Genomic DNA, 17,812 nt, shown 5'->3' on the forward strand with positions numbered 1-17,812 from the left:
CATGCGATTGTATCTCGAATGGAATATCAAAAAACGATTTGAATCTTTTTTGGTATCTTAGAGGTATCATGAGAACAGAAGGAACTACACCCGAACAGGTGATTGCAAACTGCCCGGAAGATCGGCAGGAAGCAATGATTAAACTTAGAAAAACAATTTTGGACAATCTCCCTGATGGATTTAAAGAAGGGATCGGGTATGGAATGATCGGCTATGCAGTTCCGCATTCTTTGTATCCAGCGGGATATCATTGCGATCCCAAACTGCCTTTGCCCTTTATGAGTTTTGCATCTCAAAAAAACTTCATCGCTTTCTACCACATGGGAATGTATGCAGATCCGGAATTATTGAACTGGTTTCAAACAGAATACGCCAAAGCGAGCAAGACTAAATTAGACATGGGAAAAAGCTGTGTTCGTTTTAAAAAGCCGGACCAAATCCCTTTCGAGTTGATTGGTCAGCTGGTTTCAAAAGTAAAACCAGAAGAATGGATCGAAACCTATGAAAGAATTTATAAATCCAAATCAAAGTAGATTATGAGTGATGTACTAGATAACATGAATTTTTTTTCTCAAAAGAATGTCGATCTGGGAAACCTGAATTATCCCTTAAAGTTCACTTTCAAAATCGGGACATTGGCCAACGATTTCGTCATAGAAGACGCAAACTCTGCAACATTGGCTTATGTACGCCAGAAAATGTTCAAGTTTATTGAGGAAATCCAGGTATTCACCGACACGAATAAAACAGCACTGGAATTCACCATCAAAGCAAATAAGTGGATCGACTTCTCGGCAACCTATGTTTTCACAGATAAGAACGGGATTGAAAAAGGACGTGTAGCCCGCAAAGGCTGGGCATCCATCTGGAAAGCCCGGTACGATGTCTACGATCAGCACGAACACCTGGCTTTTCACATCATGGAAGAAAACGCATGGACAAAAGTTTTTGACGGCTTGTTCAGTGAAATTCCGGTTTTAGGAATGTTTACAGGCTATGTATTCAATCCGAAATACATTGTTGGAAGACCCGACGGATCAAAAGTGATGCGCTTGAAGAAAAACCCTTCCATGTTCGGTCGAAAATTCACGCTTGAAAAAATCGGCCCGACACACAACACCAGCGAAGATGAATGCATTGTTCTTTCTTTAATGATGATGATCTTACTGGAAAGAAGGCGTGGCTAAAATCACAACGATATAAATCAAAAGGAGTGCACCATGGCGCACTCCTTTTTTTTACTCAATTTACCTAACCCAACCTAAATCCAAGCGGATCCGATCGCTTTTTCAAAAGAACTATCCCTTCATGGATGCTCCTTTTTTACATTAACCAATTTACTAACCTAACCAAGTAATTCGTATTTTATCGTTCCGGGTTCTGCAGGTTTGTTTTTTAGAAGAATCCAGGAGCCATCTATTTAAATCGACAACCCCTATTCTCCAAATTAACTATTCAACTTACCTAACCTAACTCAAAACCTTATTCAGCAGCCAATGTTATTTTTAAGCTAAGAGGAATCAAAAGGTTTGATCCCTCTTTTCACTATTAAACCTAACCACCTACTATTACTTCATTTTCATTTTATGTTCATCCAACCAGTCTGTTTTCCAGAAGAATGAAGGAGCATCTGCCGAGGCAAACACCCCTTATTCTTTACACTATTCAACTTAACCTAACCGAAAGCGACTATCTTTTTTGTAATACCGCCCCTACAGTTGATCGTTGAGAAGCTGCCTGTAGTAAGGGACAACCTCTCTTTCACTATTCAACCTTACCTAACCACTCTTACTATATCTTCAATGAATCATTCTAAACATTTTGTTTCGTGGAAGAACTATTTTAAAATGCTCTTCGGATACGAATACAGTACAAAGCTAGAAGGCTTCACAGCTCTCGGGGATTTTTTTTGATAAGTGAGCAGAAATAAAAATAAGTGAGTAAACTTATTTGAAAAGTGCGTTTACAATTGTATTTTAGAGACGCTATTCATTTACATACACCTGTAAAGAAAGAGACAAAACACAACCGTTTAACATACAAATTAAAATGATTAATTGTGTAATCGTTGAAGATGAACCGATCTGTCAGCAAGTTCTCTTACAAAAACTCAAGTTTCATTACCCGCAATGCGAGGTACTGAAGGTTTTTGACAATAAAGACGATGCAATTAGTTACCTGAAATCAGCAGATAACATAGACCTGGTGTTTCTGGACGGACAAATAAACGGCGGAACTGGCCTGGATGTTCTGGCAGCCTGTGAAGGCAGATCCTTTGAAGCTGTATTCGTAACAGCTTATGATAAATTTGCCATTGATGCGTTGAATGCTGCTGCATCTTATTACTTGTTAAAACCAATTCGCACGGAAGACTTCAAACGGGGAATGTCACTTATTTTATCCCGGATCAATCAGTCAAACACGTCCAATACGATACTTGTTCCTTACAAAGGAAGTTATACTGCTCTCAAGTACGATGATATCATTTACTTCGAATCGGATGGAGCTTATACCAACATCATTACAAAAGACGATAAGATAGTATCCTCTAAAAACTTAGGTCATTACGAAAAACTGCTTCCGAAAGAACAATTTAAACGTTCACATCACGGTTACATTGTCAACCTGAATCACATGCAGCTTTTAACGAAGGGAAGGACCGGAACGATCAAAATGGTTAATGGTACGGAAATCCCGGTAGCACAACGACGCATGCAGGAATTCATGCAGCTTTTTAATGAAGGCCAGCAGTAATTTGACTATTTTCGGGTCATGACACTAACAATTTCAGGAATCCTTTTCGGGATTTTTCTATTCCTTTCTTCCCTCCATTTCTATTGGGCATTCGGTGGAAAATGGGGCTCAACAGCAGTTATCCCGACAAAAGCCGACAATACTTCTCAAAAAGCCTTAAGCCCCGGTATAATCGCCACACTGATCGTTGCTGTAGGGCTGCTTGCCTTTGGCCTTTTACCGCTAGTGATTACTGGTACAATCCATTTCCCGATTCCAAACTGGCTCCAAAAATCCGGCCTTTGGATCATTGCTGGAATTTTCGGTGTACGCGCTATCGGTGATTTTAATTACGTAGGATTTTTCAAAAAAATCAAGCATACCACATTCGCAAAAAAAGATACCAGGTATTATTCGCCCTTGTGTGCAGTGATAAGTCTATTGGCGGCGGCTTTGATTTTCATTACATTCTAATGGAATTCCACATATTGCTGATAAGGTAATTATCACCTCACATCTTTTTATACTTGTTAGAGTTATCAATCTTGATATCTTATCGCTAAAATACTATATTTATGCAAAAATAAAATAGTATCCGATGAAAATTGAAAGCTGTCCTAAATGCAGAAGCCCCAAAATCATCAAGAGCGGAATTGTAAACAATCGCCAGCGCTACACCTGCAAGCAATGCTCCTACAACTTCACAGTTGATAAGATCGGTAAGAAAATCGATGATTACTACATTACCAAAGCACTTCAGCTATACCTGGAAGGATTGAGCTACCGGGAAATCGAACGCATCATCGGAGTCTCTCACGTTACAGTTTCCAACTGGGTAAGACACTACAAAATCAAGCGTTTAAACGACGGAATGTACCATCCCACTTATCGGATCATTACACACCAGGAACTCGTTGAACAGTTAAAAAACAAGGACTTCCTCACAGGAGCAGGCATGATTATTACAGAACTCGGAGACAAGTTCATGCTTATCAAATGGGAGCGGTTCCGGGACTAACTATACTATTTACAAAAATATATAACCCTTTTTATAGTTTAACCTGAATTACGGAATATTGGTAAAACGAAAACAACCGGGAGCTTCCGGAACTCTGCGGCTGTTTTGCTACGAACTTATTAAACGTAATTCGAACAAACATGAGTAACAATACATCTACCAAAGGAATCTGGAAAGTCATTTCAGCCTCCTCCGTCGGAACACTCATTGAGTGGTACGACTTCTACATCTTCGGAAGTTTGGCCGTGGTTATTTCCACCAAATTTTTCCCTGCCGACAATCCTGTTGCAGCATTCCTCTCTACCTTGGCAACATTTGCAGCCGGTTTCGTCGTGAGACCATTCGGCGCCTTATTTTTCGGACGCTTAGGTGATTTGATCGGACGGAAATACACCTTTATGGTTACCCTGCTTTTAATGGGAGGAGCTACTTTCCTGATTGGCTGTGTGCCGTCTTACGAAAGCATCGGAGTCTTTGCACCTATTTTGATACTGGTACTGCGCCTGCTCCAGGGACTTGCTCTCGGAGGAGAATACGGCGGAGCTGCAACTTATGTAGCCGAACATTCACCAGGTAATCAGCGCGGATACTGGACCTCCTGGATCCAGACAACTGCTACTTTCGGGCTTTTCGTTTCATTGATGGTCATTTTGGTGACTCGCGGCGCTTTGAGTGAAGAACAATTCGACACTTGGGGATGGCGCGTTCCATTCTGGGTTTCGATCCTGATGGTATTGGTTTCTTATCTCATCCGGAAGAAAATGCACGAATCACCTGAATTTGCAAAAGCAAAAAGCGAAGGAAAAATCTCTAAAAACCCATTAAAAGAAAGTTTCGGGAACAAACTGAATTTCAAATTTGTACTGCTTGCGCTCTTCGGTGTTGCTATGGGGCAGGGTGTTGTTTGGTATACCGGACAATTTTACGCCATGAGTTTCCTGAAGACCGTTATGAATATCGATGCACAGCAGGTGGACACCCTGATGGGCGTCGCACTATTGATCGGAACTCCCTTCTTCGTTGTCTTCGGATGGATGTCGGATAAAGTAGGACGCAAGAAGATCATGCTGGCCGGAATGCTTTTGGCAATTATTTGTTACCGGCCGATCTATCGATTGATGTATGAGCGAACCAATGTTGAAAACAAGAAGGAACTGATCGTCTCCTCAAAAACCGATACCTCTGCAAGTATTGTTGCCAACGGAACAGATTCAATCTATGTTACTACGACCAATTATTCGGACGGAACCGTCTGGAACCAAAAGAAAACCGTTCACCTGGACGAATCCGGAAAAGTCATTGTCGCAGCCGGAAAACCGCGGATCGACAACAAGGTTTCGATCACTATTCCAAATTCCGACAAATGGTTCCTGACATTCCTGGTTTTCATACAAGTCATCTTCGTAACGATGGTTTACGGCCCGATCGCAGCATTCTTAGTCGAAATGTTCCCGGTACAAATCCGCTACACCTCCATGTCACTTCCATACCATATCGGGAACGGGATCTTCGGAGGACTTCTGCCTGCTATTTCAACTTACCTGGTAACACAATCAAAGGAGACGGGCAATACCGAATTCTACCTCGACGGCCTGTGGTATCCGATCATTATTGCCGGAGTCAGCTTCCTGATCGGATTGATTTACGTGAAGGATAAGAAACCTGAACAAGTGAGTATTAACTAATTAAAAAATACGCATTATGAATATTTTCAAACGAATTTTAGGAGTTGTCTGGCTTTTATTAGCTGCTCTCTCCGCTTACTTCTGTGTTGTCAAATTTGGAATCCCTAAGTTCTCCACGGGAAGCCAGGACGACCTGGTATTCGGGATCATCATTCTCTTTATACTAACTCCGCTGATCGTTTTGGGATTAGCCATTTTCGGGGTTTACGCTTTGAAAGGCGAATATGACGACGAATAGTTAATCTGCATGTTTGACCAAGGATTAGGGGCGGAATATTTTCCGCCCCTAATCCTTTTTAATAATTTGCAAAACAGCCACACATACCTGCAAAAAAAGTCCCGATCGGAAACCGATCGGGACTTTTTGTTTTTATGATCTTTTTACAAGGCGTTCTCCACAATCTCATCCACCACCAGCGGATCCAAAAGTGTAGAAGTATCTCCCAAACTCGTCACGTCTCCTTCTGCAATTTTTCGCAGGATACGACGCATGATCTTTCCGGAACGTGTTTTGGGTAAACCCGTAACGAATTGGATCTTCTCCGGAATGGCAATTTTACCGATCTCTGCCGTAACAGATTCAACAATCGCTCCCCTTGCCTGATCCTGGTCCTCAACCGCAACTTCATGCTCACAAACCACAAACGCATAGATCGACTGGCCTTTTACCGGATGCGGATAACCCACCACAGCAGACTCGATAACCAATTCATTCGTATTGATTGCATTTTCGATCTCAGCCGTACCAAAGCGGTGTCCCGAAACATTAATCACATCATCAATTCGCCCGATAATACGATACATCCCGTTTTCATCCCGTTTTGCTCCGTCGCCGGTAAAATAATACCCGTTGTAATGGGAAAAGTAATTGATGCGGCAGCGTTCGTGGTCACCGTAAGTAGTTCGCAATATAGATGGCCATGGGAATTTAACGCACAAATATCCTTCTTCATTCGCCCCTTCAATCTCTTTTCCCTCCTGGTTCAATAAAACCGGCTGGATTCCCGGTAAAGGATACCCGGCAAATGTTGGTTTCTGGGGTGAAATATTTCCAATTCCTGAAATCATGATTCCGCCCGTTTCTGTCTGCCACCAGTTGTCAACCACCGGACAGCGCCCTTTCCCGACATGCAAATGATACCATTTCCAGGCCTCCTCATTAATTGGCTCTCCTACTGTACCGATTACTTTCAGAGAATCCAGGCTATATGAAAGCACGTGATCCTCCCCGGAAGCCATCAGCGCACGAATGGCTGTCGGAGCTGTTAAGAACTGATTTACTCCATACTTATCAATCACCTGCCAAAAACGCCCCGGATCGGGATAAGTCGGAACTCCTTCAAACATCACAGTCGTTGCACCGCTCAACAAAGGTCCGTAAACAATATAGGAATGTCCGGTGATCCAGCCAATGTCTGCCGTACACCAAAACACATCACTTTCTTCGTACTGATATACATTTTGGAACGAATACGCCGTATAAACCATGTAACCGCCACAGGTATGCACTACCCCCTTCGGCTTACCGGTAGAACCGGATGTATAAAGGATAAATAACGGATCCTCTGCATCCATCGGTTCAGGAGCACATTTTTTTTCTTGTCCGGCAACTGCGTCCGACCACCAAATATCCCTTCCGGCTTCCATGTGCGGCAACCAGCCCAGGCAATCAAAAACAATTACTTTTTCAACACACTTGGCATATTCCAGCGCTTCATCCACCACCCGTTTTACCGGAATTTGTTTCGGACCACGGTTCAATCCGTCTGAAGTAATGACCAATTTTGCCTGTGCATCATTGATCCTGTCAGCCAAAGCAGTTGCTGAGAATCCGGCAAAAACCACCGAATGGATCGCTCCTATCCGAGCGCACGCCATAACTGCTATTGCCAATTCAGCAACCATCGGCATGTAAATACAAACGCGGTCGCCCTTTTGAACTCCCTGGGCTTTCAGGGCATTGGCAAAAATGCAAACCTGCTCGTACAATTCCCGATAGGTATAGCGTATAAACCGCTGTTTCGGATCATTCGGCTCCCAAATCAACGCCAGCTTATTACCGCGTTTTTCCAGGTGCCGGTCCAGCATGTTTTCCGTAATGTTAAGTTTCGCCCCTTTAAACCATTTAATATCGGGTTCCGTAAAGTTCCATTCCAGCACTTTATCCCATTTTTGCATCCATTGGAACTCATTGGCTATCTCTTCCCAAAATGCTTCCGGATTTGAGACGCTTTGAGCATATTTTTCATGATACTCTTCCAGGGTTTTAATTTGTATGTTATTCATAGTTCCAGTTTATACAGATTTTTATTTCAACAAATCAACGATCTCTACCATCAATTGCTTTGTGCTAAAAGGTTTTGTGACGTATTTGTCAGCCCCCATTTTAAGACCTTTTGAAATATCTTCCGGCCTCGATTTTGCAGAAAGGAAAATAATTTTCGTGTGACTGAATATCGGATTCGTTTTGATTGTCTGACAGACATCATATCCGTCAATATCCGGCATCATAATATCCAGGATTATCAAATCCGGAATGTGTTCATTAGCCGCACTCAATGCCTCTGTACCATTTCGAGCTATTAACGGAACAAATCCTTTCCTCCTCACTAAATAGTCTAACGACAATACAATATTCGGTTCATCGTCTACTATCAAAATCTTCTTTCCTGTCATAATTTTTAATCTCTGTTCTGGGTAAACGGAATGCTAAATGTAAATACGGCACCTTCCGGTTTATTCGTATCTACACCTATTTTTCCTTCGTGAAGTTGAATAATTTTTTTTGAAATTGCCAATCCCAGACCACTTCCTTTTGGCTTTCTCATGGTTTGATTTTTTGCCTGGAAGAATTTTTCAAAAATAATCTCGCGCAGTTCCGGAATTACCCCGGGGCCGTTGTCGGCAATTTTCACCTGAAGCACCGAACCATTCCGCGTAACATCAACCCACACTTTCCCTCTTTCTTTATCACAATATTTTGCCGCATTCGCCAGTAAATTCAAAACAACCTGTGTAATCCTGTCCGAATCAGCATACAACTCCGGAAGCTCGTCTTCAACAGAGACACAAACCTGGATATTGTTTTGTTTAAACACGCCGTCCAGGGACTGCAGGCAATGCTGGATCAGTTCTGAAACATTTACCTTATCAATAATCAGCTGATGCTTCCCGGATTCAAAATTTTCCAGGTCCAGTACCTGCGAGATCAATCGCGTCATGCGGTTCGATTCCTTCAGAATCGTATTTAAAAACTCCCTTTTTACTTCATCGGGCATGGCATCTTCCTCATCGGACAGCAGTTCACTCAACGCTTTAATTGAAGTTAATGGAGTCCGCATTTCGTGGGTAACTGTGTACAAAAACTCATCCTTCAGCAAATCATTCTCCTTCATACGGGCATTTGCCAGTTTCAATGCTTCAGACACCCGTTTCAATTCATCTGTCCGTTGCTGCAGCTCTTTATTCACAGCGATGATCTTTTGGGATTCTTCCAAAATATTCACGACATCTTCCATCGACAATTTCTCTTCTTTCACCACAGATGAGATCAAAATTTTTGCAGAAGAAGCACCTACTATCGGGCTCAGCATTTTCTCCGAGTACCCGATCAAACGCGAATCCAGCTCGTCCTGTGCCGCCAGGTCAATCCCTTGTTTCTGTGCAAAATGATTCAGTTCTGCGGTTACTCTTCTTTCTCCCAAAAACCGGGATAACAGCGATTTAATATCCGGAAAGAAGGCTTTTCCTTTCCACACCACACCGGAATCCACATCTGCCGAGTAATTCATGATATCTACATACAAAGTAGCCTGATTCTGCTCCAGGGCAGTTTGCCTCGTCAATATGGAACCAACAGTGTAACCGAGGAAATTTAACAGCAAACTCCAAAACAACACGGTGGTAATCAGATCCCCTTCCGGCCGGACAGCATTCAGATCATCTCGAAACATTCCGTGTACATTCACATTCAAAATGGTGGGGCCTATCAGGAAAACCAGCCACACAAAGAACCCTAGTGAAATACCGATGATTGCTCCGTATTTATTCCCCAGCTTCCAAAAAATTCCGCCGAGAATAGCCGGAGCAAATTGCGCCACCGCAACAAAAGAAACCAACCCGATAGAAATCAGCGTAAAATCAGCCACTACCAATTTATGATAGAGATAAGCCAACAAAAGAACGGTAAAAATACTCAGCCGCCTGAAGAAAACCGGAATGCGGTGATTGCGGTCCTTAAACCGGTTCAATACAAATCGATTATTAATAAAACTCGGCATCAGGATCGCATTCGAAACCATTTTACTCAATGCATGTGTTGCTACGATAATCATTCCGCTCGCCGCTGAAAATCCTCCCAACAAGACCAATAACGCCATCCACCCACTATTCAAATGCATGGGAATGGAAAGCATGTACATATCCGGGTTCATTTTATGTCCTGCAAACATATTATTCCCGATAATTGCAATGGGGATTACAAATACATTGATCAGCAGCAGGTAAACCGGGAACATCCAGATGGCGCGTTTTACCTTGCGCTCGTTGGCAGCCGCCACCACTCCCATTTCAAACTGGCGGGGCAGGAACAAAAATGCCAGCGCAGACAAGAAGATCATTCCAAACCACTGTCCATAATCGTTATTTGGGTTCAACTTCAGTTTACTTGCATCAAAATCAGAAAACAAATCCGGCTTATCGGAAGCATAAAAAACAATATAAATCCCAAAAAACAGGAAAACAAGCAGTTTCACAATGGATTCCAGCGCAATTGCTCCGACAAGTCCCATATTCTGTTCTTTTTCCTGGAAGCGCTTAGTGGTGAAAATAATAATAAAATACCCCAAGCCCAGTGTTACCAGCAGACTGGTATCGACGTATCGCAGCCAGGCATTCTGTTCGGTGCCGTTATTGGTCACTATTGTTTCAATTGCTTTATCGATTCCGGTGATCTGCAGTGCGATATAAGGAATAATTCCCAACATTAAAAGCAAGGCAACCAAACGGTTCAGTCCAATGCTTTTATCGTAGCGGTTAGCAATAAAATCCGAAAGAGAAGAAATTCCCTGTGCTTTGGAAATACGGATAAACTTGCGGTAAATGAACCACAGAAAAGGCATTAGAACGATCGGACCGATGTAAATAGTCAGGAACTGGATATTGTAAGCAGAAGCACCTCCCACACTTCCGAAAAAAGTCCATGCCGTACAATAAACAGCCAATGAAAGCGCATAAATAGTTGGTGAGTTAGCAACACGCAGCCTTAGCCTCGTGGACGCATCGATCTTGTATGCTACTAAAAAGAGCACCGCCAGATACACCACTATAACTAAAATCAGTAAGCCACTCATTTATTTTCATTTACATGAAAAAGTTCAATAGTTAAAAACGTTCAAAGATGTTCAAGCTGAATCCTATTTGAACTTTTGAACTGTTTCTCCTTTGAACTTGTTTCATTCTTTGTTTCGTTTGGCTATGAGAAAACCGACCGCACTGATGCATAACACTACCCCAGAGAAATAAATCAGCAAAGCCGGAATTCCCAACCAAACTTTCCCTTCCATCAGATGAATGATCGGATAGTTAAACAAAACGAACCCAAGTAACCCAAGCAAAAAATAGCTCGTTTGAATTTTCCGTTTATCCATGTTTCTCATTGAATCTGAAAGATACATCAATTTACAGGTAAACCATAAACTGAAGGGTCAACTCATTCTTATAATTAATACTTTCAATATTTGAAAAATCAGGTCTTGCCCGGTAATTCAATGTAATCTTTGAATGATGCCCCGCAAGGAACACATTCAAGCCGGCATCAATGGTATTCACCGGGACCAATTCAGCCGCTGCATTGCGCAATCCCACAAAGCGTGCATGTGAAAATGCTCCGTAAACCTGGAAACGGGTAGTTAGTTTGAAATCCGGCAATAAATACCCCAACTGTCCGTAAAAGATCTGTCCCGTTCCAAGAGTTGGCAAAGCGTTCCCGCGGTAAACCCCTCCGCCATCTGCAGTATTCAAAATACCAATACTTCGCACATAATCTTTTCCGAAATTGTAATTATAATAGCTTCCGTAGAAAGTGATCGCATCTTTTCTTTTACTCAAAGGCATATCGAGAAATACATCTGCTCCTAACTGCAATTGATCCTGAGTAATGGTGTCTCCGTCTGAATTCCGATGCCACATTCCGTCTTTCCAATGATCGAATCCCACCCCGATATTGAATACTTTTTTCGTTCCCAGATAAGTTCCGACCATGAAAGGCAACAGATTACTTTCTTCATCCAAAAACTCATAATGAATATACCCGGCGGTGCTCCATGAACGGTTGTATGGATTGTAATCGGAGACATTGGTTGTAATTGCTTTTGCCTCATTTGCCTGGAAAGGATCATTCGCAGCTAAGCGGTAATCCAGCTTTCCGATTTTCCCTTTTGCAAAGATTCCGAGATACCGGGCAAACTGATCACTTTTATCAATGTTGTACCAATTGAAAATAGGTGCGTCCTGCGCCATGAAATTCAGGGTACTGGCATTCGTCATACGGGAAACGCCGTTCCAGTAATGCAACCCTGCCCCGATATTTAAAAACCGTTTGAAAACAGTATAATCTACATAAGCTTCATGCAGGAATAACTGCGGCTTTTTTCCATTTGTAGCAGCAACACCTCCGCTAAAAGTACTTTGGTTATTGATCCCGAAATGAGTCAATATCAAAAAGCGGTCATTGATCTGGGAAAAAGTCAGGAAACGCGATCTTCTAAGAGAAATATCGTATGATTCATTAATCGGTTTTCCCGCAAGAGTACTTCCCGTGTTATTTTGATTGTACTTCAACCAGATTTGATGCCAGGTGATGAATCGGATGTATCGGGACCCATCATCATTCAATTTAATTTTTAGCCCGCCTTCATAACCGGGAAATCCTTGTCCAAAAACGGGACCCATAAAGAGTACTATCGTTCCAAAAAGTAGCAGATGTTTCATTTCTCTTTCGAATTTTCGTTAATAACCGGGATAGTGAGGCTAAGAGACGAAAAAGAAAAGAGCTTTCAAAAAGACATATAGGTAATTGTTAAGCATATATTTATCCTTATTTTAAAAGGATAAATTGAAATTCACACATCAAAAGCGAATCCCTGAAAAAACAAAAAATCAGAAAAATCCTTTTAAATAAGCAAAAATGAACAACTATTTATTTTTTGTAAAGCTATATCATTTTAGCAACATTGATAATCCAGGGCTTCGACTCCCATTGACGTTTCGGTCAAGGTTTTATAAACGCTCAGCCACCCAAAACAAAAAATCCTGACGCTTCGGTCAGGATTTCTATTATTCATCAATCTTGTATTTCTTAAAGAAGGAATCCCAATCCCAGAGGAAATTGACCATCACCTGATCCATACGTTTCAGGAACAGCGGATTAGGTGACTGCAGGCGTCTGAAGTATTCATCCTGGAAGTCATTCAGTTCGTATTTCTGGAATACAGCTTTAGACATCGCATAAACCATATTCTTGGATGGATGGTTGATACGCTGCATAAATTTCTGGTATTCTCTCACCTTAGCTTCCGCATCTGCGGCACTTACCCCCATCAAAGAACCCATTTGCTCAAAAATGATCTTTTCAATTCTATTTGCCTGAACCGTTTCGAAAGTCGTTTCCAAAGCAGATATATTTGCCACAACTACAATCATGGTGAATTGCCCGTTACGCTCTACAGGAATTGAAGGCGAGTTGACAAAAGCCAAGTCTTCATTGATTAGATCCACAACCTCAACGAAACCATTGTCGACTATCTCGAAGATCCCGTTCAGGAAAACATTCGCTAACTGTGTGTCCGACAACCTTTTTTTTAATAGTGTCCCTAGCATAGGCCTGCATTATTCGTTACTTACAAATTTAGGTGGGAACGTCTTGTTATTTTTAAGCCATGTTATTTAAATGTTAACTAAGTTATTAACATTATTTGTCCAAGTTTTCACAATCTTTCAACGCTTTTGGTTTTTGGTTGTACATTTATGAAAAGAGCAGTATGAAAGTATTTCAATTCCTTGTCTTTTTACCGATCCTATTCGTGCTTTCATGCTCCGATGAAAGTGACAAGAATCTGAATAATTCCTCCGGACAACTGCTTACACTTTCAGGAAAGCAACAACGCGACACGGTATTTTTAAACTTCATGATCCCGGAAAAGACCATCTTTGCAAAGCGCACGGGAAAACTGGAGCGTTTGGTCGAAAATCCGGAGTTCAAAAAAAACAACCTGCTTGTGCAGTTTGATAATTACGATGCATTTGTCGAATTAAGCGGTGAAAAAGAAGCCCTGAAAGAAGATTTGACCAATCTGCTCAACAATCACCTTCCACAGTCATTGAAACCCGTTGAAAAGAAATGGCGCGATTTTGCAGGAAAACTGACACCGGATAAAATAATGCCTGCTTTCCCTGCACTTGAATACAAGGAAGAAGCCGGTTTTATCGAAGAAGCAATGATCCGCAAGAAATACGATGAGATCCAAAAGAAAGAAGCGGCAGTTCAAAACTATTTTCAGCTGAGCCCTGAAGACGGATTCATCCTAAAAACCTATGCACATACCGATGATTATGTCAAAAAGAATAAACCACTGATTTCTTATCATCCGAAAAAGATTAAAGTAAAAGTGGAAAGTTCTTTTCCGCTTACACGACAGATTCGGAAACAAATTACCACAAACCTGTTCGTACGGATCCCGATCGATCAGGCCAGACTTTTAAAATCATCCGAAAATGAAGCCCTTTACCAATTAACACTGAACCAAAAACTGGACAAGCGGATCTGCCCCGAATACCTGCTGATCAACCTCGACAAAAATGCATTCAACATTCCTGAAGATTACATCGGGAAAGATGGAAAAGTGATCGTTCTGTCAGAAAGCGGTCCCGTGAAAGAAAAAGTCTATTCGAAAAATGGCAAAAACAGGATTTTCAGCAAATCAAATTCCCTGAAAATCCAAAAGCCTTAGATTGTCTTAATAACTGGTAGAATCTCATTTTTAGAGAAGTTTACAAAACACTGAATAAGAATTATTACAATTTGTAGGATAGTCTTCAGTTATGTGTTATTATTTACTCCATCCCAATTTCTACGGGATGGAGTATCTTAATTCTTAACGCTTTACTAAATTTATAGATTTAACCCCCACTGGACTATTTACATTCAAAATATAATACCCTGAAGCGCAATTTGAAATATCGATAGAGGCATTTCTATCATGTATTTCTTTCATCAAAATTTCTTTCCCCGTAATATCACGAATAAGAATCTGGATTATTTCTTCCGAAGATTGAACAAATAGAACATCTTCAGCCGGATTCGGGAATGCATTAACGTTCCATTCGGTTGTAATTTCCCTCGCTACTGCTGTCTGATTACCCTCTTGATCAGTAACTATGGTATATCCGGAATTTTGATGTTCTTGCGGATTATTATTTTGAGCAAGTCCGGCATTAGGATCCGCTAAAACCATGACGGGTGCCGTGAGTTCATCTGAATAGTTACACTGATTACCGAAAACAATGGTGTAAAAGTATTCTCCGTCCGTTGTATTTATGGATGGATGCCATAAACAAATCGGAATTTCATCTACACAACCCTGTTCTTCATGCATCACATTTCCCCATCTGTTTTTTATAACAATGTCGTACCAATCAGCACCTGTCGGGGTAAAACACAGATCATCGTTTACTCCATCATTGTCAGCAGTAATAATATTCGGGTAATTAACCGGCATTGCAAATGTGGTATTTGACTTGTTCCAGGCAATTTGCTTAGTTGAGATTAATGGATTACAGAACTGTTTTGTTTCAAGGACAACTTTATAATTTAAACATTGCGCAAAGCACTCCGGTCCCAAACAATTCCGAATATCGAAATGATAAGGATTTGTTGTGTTCATAGGACTAGAGCAACTATTATAATTCCACTCACAAATTTTTTGTGTTTTTGCCTCATTCCAGACCTGAATTTTTACATACTCATAGGTGTTTGGGATGTTCCAATCAAAGTTGAATTCAAAATTAGTTGAAACTAAATTACTGACTTGAAGATCATAATCAGGTACATTTGGAGCCTGCCATTGAAGCGATTCTGAAATTGTTCCGAAACAAGGATTTGAAGCCGTGATTTTTATTTCTAAATTCTGGCATAAGTTTCCTGTACAATGATTTACTGAAAATGGAATGTGTTGTGATCCTTTATTGCAGTCCCACGAATATTCGTTTTCAAAAACAATTTGCCCGTTGCTCGGATTGATTCCCTGTATGGTATAATCTGTGGCATTCTGTAAATTGATGTAACCGGTAATACCCGTTTGACTCATGGTTACATTCGTTATATCCATTGTTGGAGCGGCATCGATGAATTGCAGTTTAAAATTGTGGACTTGTGCTGCACCGCATATCGTCCAGATAGTTAGTTTTGCATCTACACAGCCATCATCATTTGGCGGAGGTGTTACTTCCGTGGTCCTGCTCCAGGGAGCTGAAAAATAGTTTGCAGGTTCCCAGACATAAAACACCCCCGGAGTAGTTGGAAAATTAGTGCCCAGGGTTAATGACTCATTACATTGTGCGACGGATGGTGGCGTGAAACCTGGAATTCCCGGGCAAGGGTTTTCAACGCATGTTGCATCTTGTGTTTCGAAATAACTACCTTCTTCCTCAATAAAGAAACCAGGTTCTAAATACACGCTTGGCGCACGATAAATTACCATTGAAGTAGGTTTCAATACTACAGGAAATTGAGACTGCCAGGAATAAGGACTTACGTGCGCTCCGGCTCTGATCTCAACGTTTGCTTGTTCTATTTTATGCTCACCATTTGCGTAAACCCTGTCCTGGATATAGCGCGTATCAATACACTTAGGTTCCATGGTTAAAACAACATCATCAAAATTGTAAACTGCGCCATTGTCATTGGGTTCGTTACTTCCATCACGATAATAATTCGGATTGATTACGAGCCACCCCATATCTTCATAGTTTTTATTATCATCGTCCGGAACTGTGAATGTATATTCAAAATAATGCCATTCACAAGAATTCTCAACGTAAAACTCAGTAACGTACCATTTTTTCTTATTTAGACAGTCTAAACCTTCATCATCTGCTGTAAAAGCTAAACGAAATTGATGAGAAGGAAATTCTGGTCCCTTACCGCCTCTTGCTTTAATCTTAAAGGTGTAAGTTTGTCCTTTCACTAATTTGTGCCCTCCTTCCATTCTAACCATAATTGATTCGTTAGGATAAGCGCATCTAACATATTTTGTTTCAGTACAGTTACCATCATGCTCGGTATTATACCATTGGTTTGGATCAATCCAGTCAGGAGAATCACGACGTTTTCCACCATAGGTTTTATCTGCTTTAGCAACATACCATGTTCCTTGCATGCTGTTGTCAAATCGATGATGAGTTGATGCTTCCCATAAATCCGACCACCAGTTTCCGGTATATGTTCCTGAATAAAATTCTATTGGGTTTGAACCTCCGTCGTAAGAGCCCGATTCAAAATTTCCATTTGGAACGAGATTTTGTGCATGGCATAATAATGCCACCAAAAAGGTGATTGTTAATATATATTTTTTCATAAGTTTAAAATTTATACCCAATAAAAACTGAAGCTATAAAACCGAGATTATCTTCACGTCTTTTCCAGGTGTTGCTCCAATCAACATTAACTAATGAGGTCTTATGTTCTTCAAATGAAATGCAAGTACCTATTCCTGCATGAGACCCAAGATAGAATCCCTTTACCAAATTGAATTTAATCCCATATCCCACGTTTAATGCCAGGCTCTTGAATGTGGTTGAACTAGTAGAAACTTGTCCGTTCAATGTTGGATCACTAGAGTAATAAATGCCATATTTATAAGGCTTTGAATATTCGAAGAAATAATCCGCATTAAACAGCACATAAGAGCTAAACCAAGAAGTATCTCCGGTTATGTAGTATCGATAATTGAATTCAACACCAATATTCTTTTGTCTATCATTGATTGACTTGCCTAAGCGAAATTGAGGTCCCAAATCGAATTGGTGTTTTTTGTAATTGAACGTAAATAAAACCGCAGTTGGAAGTCCATACCAGGTCAAAGATTGATTGATGGAAAATCCGTAATTTAAGTGTTTTTTCCATTTCCCTTTTTCTCCATCCATACTGATTGAATCAATCAGCCCATCGTAATTGACAGAGTAAGACAAGTTATTATCCAACTTTTCGTTTGAGTATCTATTTTGAGCATTAACAGTAAGTGTTGCCAAGTAAATAATACCTGTCTCTTATACACATCTGACGCTGCCGACGATCTACTCTGTGTAGATCTCGGTGGTC

The 17,812-nt window shown here is 40.9% G+C and carries 16 protein-coding genes; 8 read left to right on the forward strand and 8 right to left on the reverse strand.

Features of this window, described 5'->3' with window-relative positions; translation table 11 throughout:
• Positions 1-68 precede the first annotated feature (68 nt).
• The 7 genes from QZT69_RS17590 to QZT69_RS17620 all read left to right on the forward strand — a co-directional run bounded on the left by QZT69_RS17590 (position 69) and on the right by QZT69_RS17620 (position 5,674).
• Positions 69-533: a DUF1801 domain-containing protein gene (locus QZT69_RS17590; RefSeq protein WP_294679027.1), complete on the forward strand. Its 465-nt coding sequence runs from the start codon at positions 69-71 to the stop codon at positions 531-533.
• A gap of 3 nt (positions 534-536) precedes the next feature.
• Positions 537-1,187, forward strand: a complete 651-nt coding sequence (locus tag QZT69_RS17595) for a hypothetical protein (RefSeq protein WP_294679031.1) — start codon at positions 537-539, stop codon at positions 1,185-1,187.
• A gap of 862 nt (positions 1,188-2,049) precedes the next feature.
• The gene (locus tag QZT69_RS17600) at positions 2,050-2,754 is read left to right on the forward strand and encodes a LytTR family DNA-binding domain-containing protein (protein WP_294679035.1); all 705 of its coding nucleotides are present in this window, start codon (positions 2,050-2,052) and stop codon (positions 2,752-2,754) included.
• Positions 2,755-2,772: 18 nt separating this feature from the next.
• On the forward strand, positions 2,773-3,207 hold the full coding sequence (locus QZT69_RS17605; RefSeq protein ID WP_294679039.1) for a DUF3995 domain-containing protein: 435 nt from the start codon (positions 2,773-2,775) through the stop codon (positions 3,205-3,207).
• 124 nt (positions 3,208-3,331) lie between these two features.
• Entirely contained in the window at positions 3,332-3,751 is a 420-nt protein-coding gene (locus QZT69_RS17610) for a helix-turn-helix domain-containing protein (protein ID WP_294679043.1), read from the forward strand.
• 140 nt (positions 3,752-3,891) lie between these two features.
• A complete protein-coding gene (locus tag QZT69_RS17615; protein WP_294679046.1) occupies positions 3,892-5,436 on the forward strand; it encodes an MFS transporter in 1,545 nt (514 codons plus the stop codon).
• Positions 5,437-5,452: 16 nt separating this feature from the next.
• Positions 5,453-5,674 carry a DUF6814 family protein gene (locus QZT69_RS17620; RefSeq protein ID WP_294679050.1) on the forward strand — a complete coding sequence of 74 codons (222 nt, stop codon included), beginning with the start codon at positions 5,453-5,455 and terminating at the stop codon, positions 5,672-5,674.
• Positions 5,675-5,817: 143 nt separating this feature from the next.
• Here the strand turns inward: QZT69_RS17620 and acs are convergent, their stop codons facing one another.
• The 6 genes from acs to QZT69_RS17650 form a co-directional block, all read right to left on the reverse strand.
• Positions 5,818-7,722, reverse strand: a complete 1,905-nt coding sequence (gene acs, locus QZT69_RS17625; RefSeq protein WP_294679054.1) for an acetate--CoA ligase — start codon at positions 7,720-7,722, stop codon at positions 5,818-5,820.
• Positions 7,723-7,743: 21 nt separating this feature from the next.
• The gene (locus tag QZT69_RS17630) at positions 7,744-8,112 is read right to left on the reverse strand and encodes a response regulator transcription factor (RefSeq protein WP_294679057.1); all 369 of its coding nucleotides are present in this window, start codon (positions 8,110-8,112) and stop codon (positions 7,744-7,746) included.
• Between the two features lie 5 nt (positions 8,113-8,117).
• A complete protein-coding gene (locus tag QZT69_RS17635) occupies positions 8,118-10,787 on the reverse strand; it encodes an ATP-binding protein (RefSeq protein ID WP_294679060.1) in 2,670 nt (889 codons plus the stop codon).
• Between the two features lie 102 nt (positions 10,788-10,889).
• A complete protein-coding gene (locus QZT69_RS17640) occupies positions 10,890-11,084 on the reverse strand; it encodes a hypothetical protein (protein ID WP_294679064.1) in 195 nt (64 codons plus the stop codon).
• A gap of 31 nt (positions 11,085-11,115) precedes the next feature.
• A complete protein-coding gene (locus QZT69_RS17645; protein ID WP_294679067.1) occupies positions 11,116-12,426 on the reverse strand; it encodes a hypothetical protein in 1,311 nt (436 codons plus the stop codon).
• Between the two features lie 345 nt (positions 12,427-12,771).
• Positions 12,772-13,287, reverse strand: a complete 516-nt coding sequence (locus QZT69_RS17650) for a hypothetical protein (protein ID WP_294679070.1) — start codon at positions 13,285-13,287, stop codon at positions 12,772-12,774.
• 188 nt (positions 13,288-13,475) lie between these two features.
• Between QZT69_RS17650 and QZT69_RS17655 the strand changes: the two genes are divergently transcribed.
• Positions 13,476-14,444: a hypothetical protein gene (locus QZT69_RS17655; protein WP_294679072.1), complete on the forward strand. Its 969-nt coding sequence runs from the start codon at positions 13,476-13,478 to the stop codon at positions 14,442-14,444.
• 144 nt (positions 14,445-14,588) lie between these two features.
• Here QZT69_RS17655 and QZT69_RS17660 read toward each other — a convergent pair whose 3' ends face one another.
• Both QZT69_RS17660 and QZT69_RS17665 read right to left on the reverse strand, forming a co-directional pair.
• On the reverse strand, positions 14,589-17,069 hold the full coding sequence (locus QZT69_RS17660; protein ID WP_294679076.1) for a T9SS type A sorting domain-containing protein: 2,481 nt from the start codon (positions 17,067-17,069) through the stop codon (positions 14,589-14,591).
• Between the two features lie 4 nt (positions 17,070-17,073).
• Complete coding sequence (locus QZT69_RS17665) at positions 17,074-17,742, reverse strand: hypothetical protein (protein WP_294679078.1); 669 nt, start codon at positions 17,740-17,742, stop codon at positions 17,074-17,076.
• Between the last annotated feature and the right edge of the window lie 70 nt (positions 17,743-17,812).

This window comes from uncultured Fluviicola sp. (assembly GCF_902168135.1).
Lineage (GTDB): Bacteria > Bacteroidota > Bacteroidia > Flavobacteriales_D > Crocinitomicaceae > Fluviicola.

What these genes read in the sequence shown, in the direction of transcription:
- QZT69_RS17615 (WP_294679046.1), top strand. Translation starts at nt 3,892, where the DNA reads ATGAGTAACAATACATCTACCAAAGGAATCTGGAAAGTCATTTCAGCC.
- QZT69_RS17620 (WP_294679050.1), top strand. Translation starts at nt 5,453, where the DNA reads ATGAATATTTTCAAACGAATTTTAGGAGTTGTCTGGCTTTTATTAGCT.
- QZT69_RS17640 (WP_294679064.1), bottom strand. Translation starts at nt 11,084, where the DNA reads ATGGATAAACGGAAAATTCAAACGAGCTATTTTTTGCTTGGGTTACTT.
- QZT69_RS17660 (WP_294679076.1), bottom strand. Translation starts at nt 17,069, where the DNA reads ATGAAAAAATATATATTAACAATCACCTTTTTGGTGGCATTATTATGC.
- QZT69_RS17605 (WP_294679039.1), top strand. Translation starts at nt 2,773, where the DNA reads ATGACACTAACAATTTCAGGAATCCTTTTCGGGATTTTTCTATTCCTT.
- acs (WP_294679054.1), bottom strand. Translation starts at nt 7,722, where the DNA reads ATGAATAACATACAAATTAAAACCCTGGAAGAGTATCATGAAAAATAT.
- QZT69_RS17590 (WP_294679027.1), top strand. Translation starts at nt 69, where the DNA reads ATGAGAACAGAAGGAACTACACCCGAACAGGTGATTGCAAACTGCCCG.
- QZT69_RS17595 (WP_294679031.1), top strand. Translation starts at nt 537, where the DNA reads ATGAGTGATGTACTAGATAACATGAATTTTTTTTCTCAAAAGAATGTC.
- QZT69_RS17635 (WP_294679060.1), bottom strand. Translation starts at nt 10,787, where the DNA reads ATGAGTGGCTTACTGATTTTAGTTATAGTGGTGTATCTGGCGGTGCTC.
- QZT69_RS17655 (WP_294679072.1), top strand. Translation starts at nt 13,476, where the DNA reads ATGAAAGTATTTCAATTCCTTGTCTTTTTACCGATCCTATTCGTGCTT.
- QZT69_RS17600 (WP_294679035.1), top strand. Translation starts at nt 2,050, where the DNA reads ATGATTAATTGTGTAATCGTTGAAGATGAACCGATCTGTCAGCAAGTT.
- QZT69_RS17630 (WP_294679057.1), bottom strand. Translation starts at nt 8,112, where the DNA reads ATGACAGGAAAGAAGATTTTGATAGTAGACGATGAACCGAATATTGTA.
- QZT69_RS17645 (WP_294679067.1), bottom strand. Translation starts at nt 12,426, where the DNA reads ATGAAACATCTGCTACTTTTTGGAACGATAGTACTCTTTATGGGTCCC.
- QZT69_RS17610 (WP_294679043.1), top strand. Translation starts at nt 3,332, where the DNA reads ATGAAAATTGAAAGCTGTCCTAAATGCAGAAGCCCCAAAATCATCAAG.